We start from the raw sequence: 14,733 nt of genomic DNA, 5'->3' as shown, positions 1-14,733 counted from the left end.
TACGCACGTCAGTGTAGGAAGCATCTCACCTGCAGCGAAACAGATAATTTAACTTTGCGTGCGCGGCTTAATGGTCATGGTGTCAATGTTGACATGTTCCGGCAGGGACGCCACCCAGCGCACAGCCTCGGCGATGTCCTCCGCGGTGAGATTAAGTTCGCCATCGTAGACGGCCTCCGCGCGCGCTTGGTCACCGCGGAAGCGGTTGAGGGAGAACTCCTCCGTGGCTACGCGTCCGGGGTCAAGCTCGGTAACGCGGACGCCATGCTCCTCAATGCGCAACGCACGAGAAATCACGCGCACGCCATGCTTCGCGGCGTTGTAGCCGGACCCGCCCTCGTAGACATTCCAGCCGGCGACAGAGCCCATGTTGATAATGAGGCCACCCTCCAGCTTGGGCATAAGCGCCTGAATCATGCGCACGGTGCCGAGGACGTTCACCTCGTACATCCACTGCCAATCCTCGATGGTGGTCTCCACGAGGGGCTCTAGGCCCTTGGCGCCGCCGGCGTTGTTGACCAGTAGATCAACATGATCGAGGTGGGAGGCAAACTCCGCCACAGACTCGTCTGAGGTCACGTCCAGCGCATAGGCCTCGCCGCCGATGTCCTTGGCTAGGGCTTCAAGGCGATCCACGCGGCGCGCGCCGACGATGACATGCCAACCATCGGCAGCCAATGCTCTTGCCGACGCCTCCCCAATCCCCGACGATGCCCCTGTTACGACCGCGACGCGTGCTGTATCTGCCATGCGTTTTAGGATAGGGCTTCTTCCAGCTCGGCGCAGATGTTTGCCACGATCTCAGACTTGAAATCAGCCGGGGTGAACTCGCCCTCCGTCATATCGGTGGCGAGTGAGATGTCGAGCTGGGTGCGCAGCTGCGTCATGGAGAAATTCGCCATGACGAGGCGCCAGGCCTCCACCGCACGGATGCCACCACTGAAGCTGTAGCCTACGTAGGCAATGGGCTTGCCTACCCACTCGGCGCCCAGGGAATCAACCGCGTTCTTGAATGCGCCCGGCACGGAGCGGTTGTACTCCGGGGTGACGAAGATATACGCGTCACAGGCATCAATCGCATCGGACCAAGCCTGGACCCTCTCATCGTCATAGTTCTTGTTGGCCGCCATCGGAATGACCGACGTCGTGAGAACAGGGACATCGAAGGCCTTGAGATCGACGAGCTCATACTCCACGTCGCCGACGTTGCGGCCGTGGGCCAGGTCAGCGACCCACTGAGCAATAGCCTGCCCGGCGCGGTCCTCGCGGGTAGAGCCAAGGATGATGCCGATTTTTGCCATGTCAGTGAGCCTTTCCGCCCTCAAGGTGTGCCCCCACTAGGTAGTGGGCACGTCAACGTTTGTTCTGCCACGAGCGTACGCGGATATGTCGACGCAATCGACACGTCGCCGGGATATGTTTAAAATTTCGGAAAAAATCGACATATCCGCCCAACATGTCTATTCTTTTGCCATGGCAACCTACAGTCCAGAAATTCCCTACAACGAGCTTCCTCCCCTCCCGCCTGCGGACGTCGTGGAAACTGTCCCGGTGCTGAAGGCCATCATCGACGCCAAAGAAAAGCTCGCTGAACTGCGTACCGCGTGCCAACTCATCCCGAATCCGGAGATCATCACCTCCACGATCCCGCTGCGCGAGGCGCGCGCTTCCTCCGAAATCGAAAACATCGTCACCACTAACGACGAGCTCTTTCGTGCAGCGTGGCAGGTCGATACCGAGCCCTCCCCTGCCACGAAGGAGGCTCTCCGCTATAACTCCGCGTTACATGCAGGTTTGTCCTCGTTATCGCAGCGTCCACTATCAGAAAAGACGGCAAAAATCGTATGCAGCACACTTCTGGACACACAGGCCGAGGTGCGTTCCCTGCCGGGAACTTTCATCGGCAACCCCGTCACGCAACAGCGGCTTTACACGCCTCCCGAAGGCAAGGAGATTATCGAAGGTCACCTCGCGGCATGGGAGGACTATATCTATTCCACCCATAACGTGGATTCGCTAGTAAAAATGGCGCTCCTTCACTATCAATTCGAGGCAATCCATCCCTTCTACGATGGCAACGGACGCACCGGCCGTATCCTCAATGTCCTCCATCTCATCCAAGAGAAACTCCTTGAACTTCCAGTCTTGTATTTGTCCGGTTATATCGTCGGCAATAAGGCTGAGTACTATCGCTACCTCAATGCCGTGACGGCTGAGGGAGCGTGGGAGGACTGGCTCCTTTTCATGATCCATGGCGTGTACGCGGCGGCGGACGACGCTTCCTCGATGATCACCCAACTCCGTGCCATCCAGGAGAACACCGCACATGAAATACGCGCTGCGGGTGTCATTAGCCAGCCACACGAGATGGCTGAACTAATCCTCATCAAGCCTTACGTCCGCATCTCGGACGTGGTGGAGATGGGCGTCGTCAAGCGCCAAACCGCCAGCGCATGGTTAGCCCACTTGGTTGACCTGGGAATTTTGGAAGAGATTCAGCAGGGCCGCGGGAAAGTGTTCATTCACCGCGCCGCCCTTGAAGTTCTCACCCGCGAGTAGGGCAAAACAATAGGATGGTGAGCATGACTCACCCTGATACCGGATCCTTTGAACGCATGGCCAGCGGGCAGTGTTTCATGCCAGGCGTTAATGAGGAGGTCCGCGCGGAGCACCAACGCGGCTTTCGCTTGGTCAAGGAGCTCAACGAGTTGCAGAACACCGACCATGAACGCGCGAAGGAGATCCTGCGCGCGCTGCTCTCGCCCGAGTCTGAAATTCCCGGCCTCCATGCACCGCTCAACCTGGAGTTTGGTCGCAACGTCACGGTGGGCCGCGGCGTGTTCATCAACTTCGGGGCCACTATCCTGGCCCAAGCACGCGTGACACTGGGAGATCGTGTCATGCTGGGGCCGAACTGCTCGCTCATCACGGTGGGCCACCCCGTTAATGATCATGAAATGCGTGCGGACGGCTGGGAGATAGCCAAGCCCATCACCATCGGGGAGAACACGTGGTTCGGCGCGAACGTCACGGTCCTGCCGGGTGTCACCATCGGTGAGGACTGCGTTGTGGGGGCGAATACGCTGGTGACCACGGATATTCCGGACAAGTCGCTGGTGCTGGGCTCCCCGGGGCGCGTGGTGCGGAAGCTCGAAGGCTAGAATTCCACTGTGTTTGACCTCGCCACCATCGGCCGCGGCCTCCCCGTCCTGGAGACCATCGATTCCCTTCCTGCCGAGGGCCACGTGGTGGTCCAGGCCCCGCCGGGTACGGGTAAGACCACCCTCGTTCCGCCGGCCTTGGCCAACCAGGTACACGGCAAGGTACTCGTCACCGCGCCGCGCCGCGTGGCGGTGCGTGCGGCGGCCAACCGCCTCCAGGAGCTCTCCGGCCAGCGCATCGGTTATGCCGTGCGCGGGGATTCCCGCAAAGGCCAGGACGTCGAGTTCGTCACGCCCGGCGTGCTGCTGCGCCGCCTCCTGCGTGATCCGGAGCTCGAGGGTGTTGCTGCCGTGGCTATCGACGAGGTCCACGAACGCCAGCTCGACACCGACCTCGTCCTCGGCATGTGTCTCGAGTTGTCGCAGCTGCGCGAGGACTTCCGCGTCATCGCCATGTCTGCGACTGTCGACGCCGCCCGTTTCTCCCAGCTCATGGGCGGTGCGCCCATCCACACCACGGAGGCTGTGACCTACCCGCTCGACATCACGTATGAACCCGTGCCCGGCCGGGCGGCGGGGGATAGAGAATTCTATCGAGGCGTGGCAGACATCGCGGCGAGGCAGCACGAGTCCACCCTCGTCTTCGTGCCCGGCGTGCGCGAGGTGAACCTCGTCTGTGAGGCGCTCGCCGGCCACAACGCTTATCCCCTGCACGGCCGTCAGACCACCCAAGAGCAGGACGCCGCGCTCTACACCACCGAGCAGCGCATTGTCGTCGCGACCTCCATCGCGGAGTCCTCGCTCACCGTGCCGGGCGTGCGCACCGTCATCGATGCTGGTCTTTCGCGCGTGCCCAAGCGCGATGCGCAGCGCGGGATGAGTGGGTTGGTGACGGTGTCGACGTCGAAAAGCAGCGCGGATCAGCGCGCCGGCCGTGCCGGACGTGAGGCGCCCGGCACCGTCATCCGCTGCTACTCACAAGACGATTACCAGCACTTTTCCCCGCACGTTACCCCGGAGATCCTCTCCGCTGACCTCACGCAGGCAGCACTTTTTATGGACTGCTGGGGCGCGGGCCCGGACTTCCCCCTCCTGGATCCCCCTCCCGCCGCCGCGCTTGCCGACGCCCACCGCACCCTCTCCTCCCTCCACGCCACCGAAGAGCTGGCGCTGCTGCCGACGCACCCACGCTGGGGAGCCGCGCTTCTCCAGCACGGTGCTGGTGCGGCCAGCACGATTGCGCGCCTGGATGATTCCGATCCGAAGCGCCTCGCGCGCCTCGTGCCCAACAAGGGTCCGGTGGACCCAGGCGTGGTCGTGGCCACGGCCTTCCCCGAGTTCGTGGCCAAACGTGTGGCGGAAAAGGAGTACCTTCTGGCCAGCGGTACTCGCGCCCGGCTTCTCGATTCCGCTGACGCACGGGGGCTTCGCGGCCACGAGTGGCTCGCCGTCGCCGAGGTCTCGCTGTCCAATGCCGGCAACGCCATCATCCGCGCGGCCGAACCTATCACGGAACAAGACGCCCTCGATATCGTCGGCGTCACCGAGGAGACCCGCGCTTTCCTCGACGGCTCCAAGGTTCGCGGCGTGCGCGTGCGCGCGGCGGGCGCCATCGTGCTTTCTGAAACCCCGGTGAAGGTTTCTGGCGACGAAGCCGTGGAAGCCCTGCGCAACTCCGGCCAGGGCCTGGGCCTGTTCCACTTCAGCGAGAAGGCCCAAAACCTGCGCGATCGCCTGCGCCACCTGCGGGCGGCCTATGGTGAGCCGTGGCCGGACGTCGAGAGTAATAGCGCCAGCCTAGAGTGGCTCGAACCGGAACTGCGCCAGCTGGCCGAAGGGCAGAAGCCCGACATGTACCCCGCCCTGCAGCGCCTCCTGCCCTGGCCGGAGGCCAGCCACCTCGACGAGCTCGCCCCTGAGCGCCTGCCTGTGCCCTCGGGCCGCGATGCACGCATCGACTGGTCCGGTGAGCGCCCCGTGGTGTCCATCAAACTGCAGGAATGCTTCGGCCTGGCGGAATCCCCCGAATACTGCGGCCACCGCGTGCAATTCCACCTGCTCTCCCCCGCCGGCCGTCCGCTCGCTGTCACCGATGACCTTGCCAGCTTCTGGGCCGGGCCCTATGCCGGCGTGCGCGCCGACATGCGTGGGCGCTACCCCAAGCACCCGTGGCCGGAGGACCCGTGGAACGCAGTGGCCACGGCGAAAACGAAGAACCGTCTCTAACCCCACTGCTGCCAGGACAGGTACACACTCATCACGACCACGAGCGTGAGCAGCGCGTAGCGGATGAGCTTCGCACCGCCTCCCAACACCGTGTGGGCGCCGACCTGCGCGCCCACGATATTGGCCACCGCCAGCACTATCGCGAGCGCCCACTCCACGTGGCCACCCGCAATGAAGACCACGAGCGCACCGACGTTGGTGCACGTGTTGACCACCTTCGCCATCGCCGCGGAGGTGAGGAAATTCTGGGAGAAGATAGCGGTAAACGCCATGATGAGGAACATGCCGGTGCCGGGGCCGAAGATGCCGTCATAGAAGGCGATGGCCGCCACGGCCCCGAGTGCTGCCCACGTGCGCCAGCCACCGCGCCGGCCCTCCCCATCGCCGCTGCCGAAATCCGGGCGGAAGGCCACGAAAATACCCACCGCCACCATGAGAACGATGATGAGCGGGCGCATGACGTCCTTGTTCATGAGCGCGGCTGCCACAGCACCCAGCCCGGAGCACACGAGCGCGGTGAGCCCCATTCGGATGAGTTCACCTTTCGGCGGGCGAACCTTCTTGACCAAGGTATAAGCCGCCGACGCCGTTCCCGACACCGCCGCCACCTTGTTTGTCGCCAGCGCCGTCGCCGGCGCAAGCTGGGGTGCCACCGCCATGATGAGCGGGATAAGCACGAGCCCGCCGCCGCCAATCACGGCGTCAACCCAGCCGGCCACGCCCGCGCCGATGGTGAGAATGGCCCAACCGCTCAATCCAAAGTCCATGGCCACTATTAAACTCGACGGCATGTCTATGCGTGCACGGTGGTTCATTGTTGCCCCGGGGTCTGCAGCCCTCGGGGCGCTGTTCAGCTACGTGCACGTCCCCGCGGCGTGGATCCTGGGCGCCATCGTGGTCTCCGGAGCCATGGCCCTGACCACGGGCACCGAGCTCACCGTCAATGACCGCTTCTACGCCATGGCCCGCGGTTTCATCGGAATGATGGCCGGCATTCCGCTGACCCTCGTGCCTGCCTCCACGCTCCTCGGCTTCGTGCCGGCGGCAGTGACAATGTCCCTCATCACCGTGCTCATCGGCGTCAGCGGTGGCGTGCTCCTGCACCGCGCACAGCCCAAGGACATTTCCTGGGAGACGGGTATTTTGTCCATGCTGCCCGGCGGGGCCTCGCTCATGCCAGCCCTGGCCAGTGAGCTCGGGGCGGACTATCGCTATGTCGCGCTGACCCAATACCTGCGCCTTTTGGCGGTGTCGGTGTCGCTGCCGCTGGTGGTCTCGCTTCTCGACGCCCCCGCTGGCCACGGTGTCGACATGAGCATCGAGGGCGAGGTCACCTGGTGGATTGTGCTGCTCACCATCGCCATCGCGATCCTCGGAGAGCGCCTGGGCAAGCTCGTCCGCCTGCCCGCTTCCGCGGTGTTGGGCCCGCTGATTCTGACCGTGCTTGTCTCCCAGATCCTGCCTGCCGGGCACACCTTGGAACCGCTTTTTGTGTTCAAGATTATGGCGTTCATGTCCATCGGCTGGGTCTGCGGCGGCGGGCTCTCCGTGCCGGCACTGCGGTCCTTTGCCAAGCAGCTTCCCGCCACGATCCTCTTCATCGTCGTCGTCATCGGCGTCTGCGCGCTCACCGCGCTGCCGCTGACCGCGTGGCTGCACATCACCTACTTCGAGGCTTACCTCGCCACCTCGCCCGGCGCGCTGGAAACCGTCCTCGCTCTGTCCGCGGAGGGCGGCGCCGGCCCCGCCGTCGTGGCGGTGCAGATCATCCGGCTCATCATCGTCCTCGTCGTGGCCGGCTACTTGCCGCAGATCCTGGGCCTATTCCGCAAGCGCCGCTAGTGGAACTACCCACACTCCATCGGATCGTTGGAATGCCGGACCGCTAGGAATCACCACGATGAGAGCAGCCGGTGACGAGGACACCTTCTTTGCCACTCTTAACAAATGCGCCGCCGCTGCATCGACCTCGTTGTGCGAAAGTTTCGCCTCAAAGCCCACCCACGAACCGTCCCGGAGTTCCACTATCGCGTCAATCTCCTCGCGCCCCTTCATATCCCTCAAGTGGAATACTCCGCGTGCCCTTAATGCTTGCGCATAAACGCGCAGATCGTGCACTAGTTGCGCCTCAAAGAGAATCCCCAAGGTCTCTAAATCACCAAGCAGTTTTTCTGGCCCAACCGCCAACAATGCAGCTGCCAAACCAGGATCCGCGAGCTGACGCTTCGGCATTTGAACCATAGTCGTCTTAGATCGCGTCCTCGGCGACCACGCAGGTTGGTCTTCAACTAGGAACAGGCGTGTAGCAAAATCATGAATAACGTTGACAGTTTCTGCTGCCGGCATGGCGGCAGCACTGCTGAGTTCGCCAATGCGTTTGCGAATCGCTGCAGCGGTGGCCGGTTGGGCAACTAGCCCCGCATACGCGCGAAGAAAAGACTGGAAGCGGCGCGGATCGCGGCGCGGACCGCCAAGCTCTGGGTAATCGTGCTCGCTCATCTCCGTGATATAGGATTCCATCGCCTCTTGGGCATCTAGAGGATCAAGGCCGAAAAACTCCGGGAAGCCACCGGCAACAATCCAGCGAGCATAGTCTTCCACAGTGGCGTCTGTCCCAGCGGTAGGATCCTGACTGCCATTAATGATCGCGCCCAGTGATACGCGTTCAGCCAAATCTCCTCGCTCTGCCAAGCTCAACGTACGCAACTGGATCGAGCGAATACGCCCAGCCCCCGAATGCCGAGCGGCATCATCCTCAGGCGTCGAAGAACCCGTGAGGAGGAACTGCCCCTTTTCCCGCGACTCATCGACCGCATGACGCACCTCGTTCCACATTGCAGGAACAACCTGCCATTCGTCGATTAGTCGCGGCCGTGCGCCCTGAATCCCCAAAGCCGGTTGCATGCGCGCAAGGTTTGCTTCTGGAGTGTCACGGTCAAGTTGGATGACAGACTTAGCAAACTGGCGTGCCGTCGAAGTTTTTCCGCTCGCACGAGGGCCTTTCAGGAAGAGAGCTCCGGCGACGCGAAGCCCTCTCTCGACTTCGGCATCAACGATTCGGGGAAGGTACATGCCGAGTAGTTTATCCAAAAGATGGATAAAGTACAGAGCCACTAGTGGATAAATCCAAGAGTCAGGTGTGGATAAATCCAAGAGTCTGACAAAACTTAGTCCAAGATGGTCTCGCGCAGAATGGACATCGGCACCGAGCCCAACGCCAAGGCCTCAGAGTGGAAATCACGGACCTCCATGCCCTGCTCCACGGCCGCATCACGCGTCTGCTTCCACAGGCGCTGGCCCAGCGCGTAGGACGGGGCCTGGCCCGGCCAGCCCAGGTAACGGGTGACTTCGAAGTTAAGGTTGGCGTCATCCATCGCGGTGTTCTCGCGCATGAAGGTTTTGACGTGGGACTTATCCCAGGTGCCGGAGGTGGTGCAGTCCGGCAGCGCCTTGCCCAAGTGAAGTCCGATGTCCACGACGACACGGGCGGCGCGGAAGCGTTGGGCGTCGAGAAGCCCCATGCGGAAGCCCGGGTCATCCATGTACCCCAGCTCCGCCATGAGCGCCTCTGCGTATAGGGCCCAGCCCTCGCCGTGGCCGGAGTTCCACGTCACCGCGCGGCGCCACAGGTTCAGGTCCGGCTGCGTGAGCGCGGCACCAATCTGCAGGTGGTGGCCCGGCGCACCTTCGTGGTGGACGGTCGTGAGCTCCTGCCAGGTGTGGAACAGTTCCTGACCAGCAGGAACCGACCACCACATGCGGCCCGGGCGGGAGAAATCATCCGACGGCGAGGTGTAGAAAATGCCACCGGTCCCAGCCGGATCGATGCAGCATTCAATCTCGCGCACCTCGTCCGGAATGTCGAAGGCGGTGCCGTTGAGGTCCTTGATCACACGGTCCGCCGTGGACTGCATCCACTCCACCAGCGCATCCGTGCCGTGGAGCTGGTAACGCTCCTCCTCGTTGAGCTTGCGCATCGCCGCACGGACCGTAACGTCAGCTCCATAGAGCTGACGGGCAATCTTCTCCTGCTCTGCCTTAATGGAGCGCACCTGGTCCAGGCCCCAGTCGTAGGCCTCATCGAGGTCCACGGCGTCACCGACAAACAGCTTGGAGAAGCGCTCGTAGCGCTCGCGGCCCACCGCATCCTGCGACGGGGCCTTCGGCTGCAACTCATTGGAGAGCCAGTCGGCGAACTCACCGAACGCTTGCTTGGCCTTGGTGACCTCTGCAGAGTCAGCGTCGAGGCCAAGGTCCTCGAGCATGGAGCCGGCGTCAGCAAGCCGCTCGCACTGCACGAACACGTCAGAGATCTGGCGCTGCGGTGCCACCATGCCACGCGACGCCGCTTCAATCAGGGAGTCCTTGTACCCGTTAAGTGACGCCGGCACCTTCGACAGACGTGAACGCAACGCGTCGAGCTGCTCCGGAGTGTCATGCGGCATGAGCATGAGCGTGTCGCGGATAGTCTGCACCGGGGAGGCGATGTTGTTGAGGCAGCGGATGTCCTCACCGGCGTGGTGCAAGTCCATGTCCAAGCAGAGACGATCGCGCAAAACCTCGGCGGTGACGTAATCCACCTCGTCGAAGTCATCATCGTCATCAGACTCGTCGGTGGTGTCATCGAGGGCGTCGAGATCCGCCAGCATTTCACGGGTGCGATCCGCCACGGCGGAGTAGTACTCCGGCGAGAAATCCTCCAGCTCCCCATCGAAGCCGGGAATGCCCCACGCGGTGGCGTCGGTAGGCGTGAGCTGCGCGAGATCGTGAACGAAGTTATCGCACGACGCGTCCAACAGCGACGGCTGGCGCTCTGCGTTCTGGTCAAAACTCATAAGGGCGAAGTCTAACGAAGAACCTCCCCATTCGCCCAACCCAGCCGCGCCTTTTTACCAGGTTGTTAGCTAATTGTTGCCCCATTTGCTGCCGGGGTTAGTCCAGGAACCGAAAGCGTCCAGCACACCAACCGGCGTCGGCTCCACCACGAGGGCATCAAGGAAGCGCTGTTGAACGAAGCCCTCCTGCACCATCGCCGAATACATGTGCACGAAGGGCTGCCAAAAGCCCTGCACATCCACCAAGCCCACCGGGCCGTGAATGTTGCCCAGTTGCTGCATGGTGAGAACCTCCGTGAGCTCCTCCAAGGTGCCCACGCCGCCCGGCAAGCACACGAACGCATCCGCGAGTTCCTCCATGCGAGTCTTGCGCTGCGCCATCGTGTCCACGACCTCGAGCTGCGTGATGTGCTGGTGGGAAACCTCGAAATCAACGAGCTGCTGCGGAATGACCCCGATGACGTGTCCGCCCGCCGCCAGGCACGCGTCCGCGACGATGCCCATAAGCCCAACATCGCCGCCGCCGTAGACCAAGGTGAGGTCTCGGCGTGCGAGCTCCTCCCCAAGATCGTGAGCAGCCTGTGCATAAGCTTCCGAGTTTCCGGCGGCCGAACCGCAGTAGACAGCAACAGATTTCATGACTTCAACCTTATCGCAGCCCCGCCCCTAGACCATGATGTCTACTGGAACCCAATTTCTATTAGACAATGCGGTCTGTTGAATTTATACTTGACGCCATGATTAAGTCCGGCCCCGTGTTCACCCGCCCCCGTACCCCTGCGGCGAAGTGCCTCCACATCATTCGACTCAATCCTGTCGTCACCCGCAGCGAGCTGGTGGAAGCCACTGGGCTCTCCCAACCCACGATTACGCGCGCCACCGCTGCGCTGCTGGGCGCTGGGTTGATCCGTGAACGCACTGACCTCACTCAGTCCCGGGGGCGTGGGCGCCCGACCGTTCCGCTGGAGGTTGCGGATAATGACTGGATGCTGGGCGGCATCGCGGTGGGCACGGCATTTACGCGCATCGCTTTCTTCGACACCAAAGGCCGCACGCTCTGCGAGGAGGACGTGGCGACCCCGGTTTCCCGCCTCAGCGAGGGCGACATCATCGAGCACATCATCGCAGGCATGAACCGTCTGATGACTGGCGTGGACCGCCGGCTCGTGTCGGTCGGGGTGACCACGTCCGGTAGCGTCGACGAGTCTGGCCACGTCACCGCCCACAACCTGGGTTGGGACAGCATAGACATTACAAGCCGCGTGCAGTACCAGTTCGGCGTGCCGGTGGTGGTCTCCTCCGTCATCCCCGCCATCCTGGGCTCGGAGACGCAGTCCACGGAGATGGGCGCGGAAAAGCCTGTCATGGTGCTCTATGCGGATGACACGGTAGGTGCGGCGCTTACCGTCGGCGATGAGATTGCCCCGCTGGAGCTCACTGCCCCGGATTCTCTGGCCACCCAGGCCGTGCTCACCGCGGCAGGCGCAGAGTCCCTCCCGGACGCGGTGCAGGACCCAGATGCGCGTGCGCTTTTCGACGACCGCGCCCGCTCCCTCGGCACCATCGCCGCCTCCCTCGTGGCTGAGCATGCACCGGACACCCTCGTGGTCGCAGGAGGCGCATTCTCCGACGATCCGGCTGCCCCGAAGCTCTTCGCCTCTGCCGTGCGGCACAACACCGACCAAGCGGTGGAACTGCGTATGATTCCTTCGCCTTCAGAGATCGTGCGTGCGTGCACTCGTGCTGTGGCTTTGGATCCGCTGCTGCGCGTGCCGCTTGAGCTGGGCCGCGAGGCCAAGGCTGCCTAAAGTTTTCCTCTCCGGTTGCGGGGTGGTGTGTGGTGGTTTAGTGTTCTGGGTCATGGGGGATTTAGAGACCTATTTCTCCTTCCGCAACTCGGGGATTTCTTTGGTGGAGCAGGCGGTAGGAGGAGAACAACACCTACGCGCACGCGGTGCCGCACCGGCTGATGCCGCCGAATTAGCACGCCTGCACCACATCTACTTCGGGGCTACCAAGTTCACTGGTAAGCAACGCACCGCGCGTGCGCGTGCCCTGGACCAAGGCCACGATGTGGCCACGCTAAGCCTTATCGAGTCCTACACGTCGAAACTCAAGAATCAGTTGGATGCCTGGAACCTAAGGCTTAGACTTGCTGGCACCGACGCACACAACATCCCAGCAGTAGCCACCAAGCGCTTAAAAGAGCTCAAGCCCAAGCATGTGCCAAAACCTGGGGTGCGCATGACCTACCGTAAGCAAGGCCCGCACTCGCTGACTATTACTGGTGATGCGTTGATGATTACTGAGATGCACGGCACCTTAGAATCCATCAACCACACCAACCTGCTAGAGGCTTGCAAACAGGTCTTCTTCACCAACAACCATGGTGGAACAAAGCCTGCGGTGCTCACCAGCGTAGTGGTGACCTTGGATAAGCTTGACAAGATTGTCTCCGGTGACGGTGACGACATCATCCTGGAGTTAACTAATGGTGGGCGTATGACCGGGGCTGAGTTTTTGAACTACAAGTTTGCTGAAATCGGCTACGTCACCCTAATCCACCCCACCATCGGGCCGGTATGGCTACACCGCATGCAACGCTTCGCTGGGTTTGAGCAACGCATGATGGCTAGTGCGGAGCATCCCACGTGTGCGAGGGAAGGTTGTAATAAGCCGGCTGATTTTGCCCAGGTGCATCACCTGGTGCCGTGGAAGGCCGGTGGGGAAACTAACCCGCCGAATTTAACGATGTTGTGTGCCTATCACAATGGCGTTAATGATGATGACCCGGATAAACCCACCGGGGCTGGCTATGTCTTCCGCCTGCGCGGCGAGGTTGACTACATCCCGCCCTGGGCAGAACCAATCACCACCCAAGCTGCTTATCAGCAAGCCCGCAACAACCTGCCCCGGCCAGGCTAAAACCCCCAAACGCCGCCCACGCGGACGCCCACTCCAGGGCCCTCCGCGATATCGGCGATCGCAGAAACAGCAACCGCAGAAACGGGGATCCGGAGAAACGGCGATCCGAAGACTAAAAGCGCACCGAATCGATGCCCGTAAACACGTGGGCGTTGAGTCCCACACGCTGAGCACCCTCAACGAAGTCAGGGCGATCGTCGAAGAAGTGGGTGTCCTTGGCGTGAGCGCCGAGGGCGTCGACAGCCACGAGGTACGCCTCCGGGTCAGGCTTGGCCACACCAATATCGCAACTCAGCGTCACTGCGGCACACTCCTGAAGCCACGGCTGCGCTTCACGCACCTTGGCGCCTAAGGCTGCAGGCACATTGGACAAAATACCCACGCTGTGGCCCTCTCCGATGAACCCTAAAACCATCTCCACCATGTCCTCGTCGGCGGCAAGCAGGTGGTCAGTATCAAGATCCACCGCGTGGGAGACCTCAAAAGGCCCTAAGTCCGTCAAGGCGCGGATACGGCCCCAATACTGCGAATCACTGAGTTGCCCGGCGTCATAAGCGGGGCGAAACTCCTCGTAAATAGACCAAAAGTGATCCGAATCAGCGGGGCGGACGTAATCTTCAAGCTCAGCGTGTCCGGCGGGCGTGGCTGAGCGCATGAGCACGCCGTACAGATCGAAGAGCAGAGTGGCCATGCGCCCAGTGTAGCCACACTGCCACCGCACCCGTCAGCGTGCCAACAATGAACAACGGCAGGGAGACACTGACACGGCCCCACGGCAGCGCGCCCAACGTAGAAATGGCACCCACCAGGAATAATCCCCCCACACTAAACAGCGATCGGCTCAGCGCCGTCGACGCCGCCGCGGCACACACCAAGAGAGCCACGCCCGCAAACGGGCCCAGCATGATCGCCAGCGCGAAGAAGAAGGTCCCCAACGCCACATTCGTAGCAGCCAGCCAGATGCCACCAACGAGCGCCACCGCCAACCCAGCAAGGGCAGTACTCAAGAGCATCAGCCGCGTGTTCGTCATAAAAGCAATTCTCCCATCAACCGCGAGGGCTGTGGGAGAATTCGCGCGAAATTATATGGCTTCGTTACCGTTCTGCCAGCGTGCTGTCGATGTTCAGCAGGCCAGCGCCGTCGTTGCCAACAAGCTTGAGCTGGTCAATGACGCCCGATACGTTAGCTTCTTCCTCCACCTGCTCATCGAGGAACCAATTGAGCAGCTGGCGGGAATCCAGGTCCCCCACCGAATCGGCCGTGCGCACGATCTCACGAATCTGCTCCGAAACCTTCTGCTCGTGCTCCAAGGAGGCCTCGAAGGCATCCAGCGGGGTAGCCGCCTTCACGGCGCCAACCTCGATAGTCTCCAGCTCCACGCGGTAGCCGCGGTCCAGCAAGTGCTCCGCAAACTTCTCCGCGTGCTCGCGCTCTTCCTCCGCCTGCTTGAAGAACCATGCGCTCATCCCCGGAAAGGACAGGTTTGCCATCTCGTAGGCCAGCTGGGTGTAGATCGCAGCTGCGCCGTACTCGTTGTTGACCTGGTCATTCAACAGGGTCTGCAGTTTCTCATCCATGGGTGAAT

The 14,733-nt window shown here is 62.0% G+C and carries 15 protein-coding genes; 6 read left to right on the top strand and 9 right to left on the bottom strand.

The window, feature by feature from the left end:
• Positions 1–48: 48 nt before the first annotated feature.
• Together CSING_RS00390 and CSING_RS00385 are read right to left on the bottom strand one after the other, a co-directional pair.
• Entirely contained in the window at positions 49–750 is a 702-nt protein-coding gene (locus CSING_RS00390) for an SDR family oxidoreductase (protein WP_042528730.1), read from the bottom strand.
• A 5-nt stretch (positions 751–755) separates the two neighbouring features.
• Positions 756–1,301: an NADPH-dependent FMN reductase gene (locus tag CSING_RS00385; RefSeq protein ID WP_042528728.1), complete on the bottom strand. Its 546-nt coding sequence runs from the start codon at positions 1,299–1,301 to the stop codon at positions 756–758.
• Between the two features lie 172 nt (positions 1,302–1,473).
• Between CSING_RS00385 and CSING_RS00380 the strand changes: the two genes are divergently transcribed.
• Genes CSING_RS00380 through CSING_RS00370 form a run of 3 tightly spaced genes read left to right on the top strand, consistent with a single transcriptional unit; the run spans position 1,474 to position 5,387 of the window.
• On the top strand, positions 1,474–2,559 hold the full coding sequence (locus CSING_RS00380; protein WP_236683992.1) for a Fic family protein: 1,086 nt from the start codon (positions 1,474–1,476) through the stop codon (positions 2,557–2,559).
• Between the two features lie 23 nt (positions 2,560–2,582).
• Positions 2,583–3,161, top strand: coding sequence for a sugar O-acetyltransferase (locus CSING_RS00375; RefSeq protein WP_236683991.1), 579 nt, complete (start codon positions 2,583–2,585; stop codon positions 3,159–3,161).
• A gap of 9 nt (positions 3,162–3,170) precedes the next feature.
• Positions 3,171–5,387: an ATP-dependent RNA helicase gene (locus CSING_RS00370; protein WP_042528722.1), complete on the top strand. Its 2,217-nt coding sequence runs from the start codon at positions 3,171–3,173 to the stop codon at positions 5,385–5,387.
• Here CSING_RS00370 and CSING_RS00365 read toward each other — a convergent pair.
• Entirely contained in the window at positions 5,384–6,154 is a 771-nt protein-coding gene (locus CSING_RS00365) for a TSUP family transporter (protein WP_042528721.1), read from the bottom strand. The genes CSING_RS00370 and CSING_RS00365 overlap by 4 nt on opposite strands.
• Here CSING_RS00365 and CSING_RS00360 point away from each other — a divergent pair.
• Entirely contained in the window at positions 6,153–7,229 is a 1,077-nt protein-coding gene (locus tag CSING_RS00360) for an AbrB family transcriptional regulator (protein ID WP_042528719.1), read from the top strand. The genes CSING_RS00365 and CSING_RS00360 overlap by 2 nt on opposite strands.
• Here the strand turns inward: CSING_RS00360 and CSING_RS00355 are convergent.
• From CSING_RS00355 to CSING_RS00345, 3 genes are all read right to left on the bottom strand, one after another.
• On the bottom strand, positions 7,209–8,459 hold the full coding sequence (locus tag CSING_RS00355) for an ATP-binding protein (protein WP_042532975.1): 1,251 nt from the start codon (positions 8,457–8,459) through the stop codon (positions 7,209–7,211). The genes CSING_RS00360 and CSING_RS00355 overlap by 21 nt on opposite strands.
• A 95-nt stretch (positions 8,460–8,554) precedes the next feature.
• Complete coding sequence (locus tag CSING_RS00350; protein WP_042528718.1) at positions 8,555–10,222, bottom strand: DUF885 domain-containing protein; 1,668 nt, start codon at positions 10,220–10,222, stop codon at positions 8,555–8,557.
• Positions 10,223–10,291: 69 nt separating this feature from the next.
• The gene (locus CSING_RS00345; protein WP_042528715.1) at positions 10,292–10,861 is read right to left on the bottom strand and encodes an LOG family protein; all 570 of its coding nucleotides are present in this window, start codon (positions 10,859–10,861) and stop codon (positions 10,292–10,294) included.
• Positions 10,862–10,959: 98 nt separating this feature from the next.
• Here CSING_RS00345 and CSING_RS00340 point away from each other — a divergent pair, with 98 nt between their 5' ends.
• Together CSING_RS00340 and CSING_RS00335 are read left to right on the top strand one after the other, a co-directional pair.
• Positions 10,960–12,030: an ROK family protein gene (locus tag CSING_RS00340; protein WP_042528713.1), complete on the top strand. Its 1,071-nt coding sequence runs from the start codon at positions 10,960–10,962 to the stop codon at positions 12,028–12,030.
• 52 nt (positions 12,031–12,082) lie between these two features.
• Positions 12,083–13,147 carry an HNH endonuclease signature motif containing protein gene (locus CSING_RS00335; RefSeq protein WP_201773959.1) on the top strand — a complete coding sequence of 355 codons (1,065 nt, stop codon included), beginning with the start codon at positions 12,083–12,085 and terminating at the stop codon, positions 13,145–13,147.
• Positions 13,148–13,259: 112 nt separating this feature from the next.
• Here CSING_RS00335 and CSING_RS00330 read toward each other — a convergent pair whose 3' ends face one another.
• The 3 genes from CSING_RS00330 to CSING_RS00320 form a co-directional block, all read right to left on the bottom strand.
• Complete coding sequence (locus CSING_RS00330) at positions 13,260–13,838, bottom strand: HAD-IA family hydrolase (protein ID WP_042528709.1); 579 nt, start codon at positions 13,836–13,838, stop codon at positions 13,260–13,262.
• Entirely contained in the window at positions 13,771–14,178 is a 408-nt protein-coding gene (locus CSING_RS00325; protein WP_042528707.1) for a hypothetical protein, read from the bottom strand. The genes CSING_RS00330 and CSING_RS00325 overlap by 68 nt, the downstream gene beginning before the upstream one ends.
• Before the next feature lie 64 nt (positions 14,179–14,242).
• Positions 14,243–14,725 (bottom strand): ferritin, encoded by a 483-nt coding sequence (locus CSING_RS00320; protein WP_042528706.1) that lies wholly within the window; start codon positions 14,723–14,725, stop codon positions 14,243–14,245.
• Between the last annotated feature and the right edge of the window lie 8 nt (positions 14,726–14,733).

Source organism: Corynebacterium singulare (assembly GCF_000833575.1).
Classification (GTDB): domain Bacteria; phylum Actinomycetota; class Actinomycetes; order Mycobacteriales; family Mycobacteriaceae; genus Corynebacterium; species Corynebacterium singulare.
The sequence above is the reverse complement of the archived record's forward strand: the minus strand, read 5'-3'. Positions and strand labels throughout refer to the sequence as shown.

Coding starts and splice junctions, on each gene's coding strand:
- CSING_RS00355 (WP_042532975.1), bottom strand. CDS start 8,459: ATGTACCTTCCCCGAATCGTTGATGCCGAAGTCGAGAGAGGGCTTCGC.
- CSING_RS00345 (WP_042528715.1), bottom strand. CDS start 10,861: ATGAAATCTGTTGCTGTCTACTGCGGTTCGGCCGCCGGAAACTCGGAA.
- CSING_RS00330 (WP_042528709.1), bottom strand. CDS start 13,838: ATGGCCACTCTGCTCTTCGATCTGTACGGCGTGCTCATGCGCTCAGCC.
- CSING_RS00340 (WP_042528713.1), top strand. CDS start 10,960: ATGATTAAGTCCGGCCCCGTGTTCACCCGCCCCCGTACCCCTGCGGCG.
- CSING_RS00375 (WP_236683991.1), top strand. CDS start 2,583: ATGACTCACCCTGATACCGGATCCTTTGAACGCATGGCCAGCGGGCAG.
- CSING_RS00325 (WP_042528707.1), bottom strand. CDS start 14,178: ATGACGAACACGCGGCTGATGCTCTTGAGTACTGCCCTTGCTGGGTTG.
- CSING_RS00390 (WP_042528730.1), bottom strand. CDS start 750: ATGGCAGATACAGCACGCGTCGCGGTCGTAACAGGGGCATCGTCGGGG.
- CSING_RS00335 (WP_201773959.1), top strand. CDS start 12,083: ATGGGGGATTTAGAGACCTATTTCTCCTTCCGCAACTCGGGGATTTCT.
- CSING_RS00380 (WP_236683992.1), top strand. CDS start 1,474: ATGGCAACCTACAGTCCAGAAATTCCCTACAACGAGCTTCCTCCCCTC.
- CSING_RS00320 (WP_042528706.1), bottom strand. CDS start 14,725: ATGGATGAGAAACTGCAGACCCTGTTGAATGACCAGGTCAACAACGAG.
- CSING_RS00350 (WP_042528718.1), bottom strand. CDS start 10,222: ATGAGTTTTGACCAGAACGCAGAGCGCCAGCCGTCGCTGTTGGACGCG.
- CSING_RS00385 (WP_042528728.1), bottom strand. CDS start 1,301: ATGGCAAAAATCGGCATCATCCTTGGCTCTACCCGCGAGGACCGCGCC.
- CSING_RS00360 (WP_042528719.1), top strand. CDS start 6,153: ATGGCCACTATTAAACTCGACGGCATGTCTATGCGTGCACGGTGGTTC.
- CSING_RS00365 (WP_042528721.1), bottom strand. CDS start 6,154: ATGGACTTTGGATTGAGCGGTTGGGCCATTCTCACCATCGGCGCGGGC.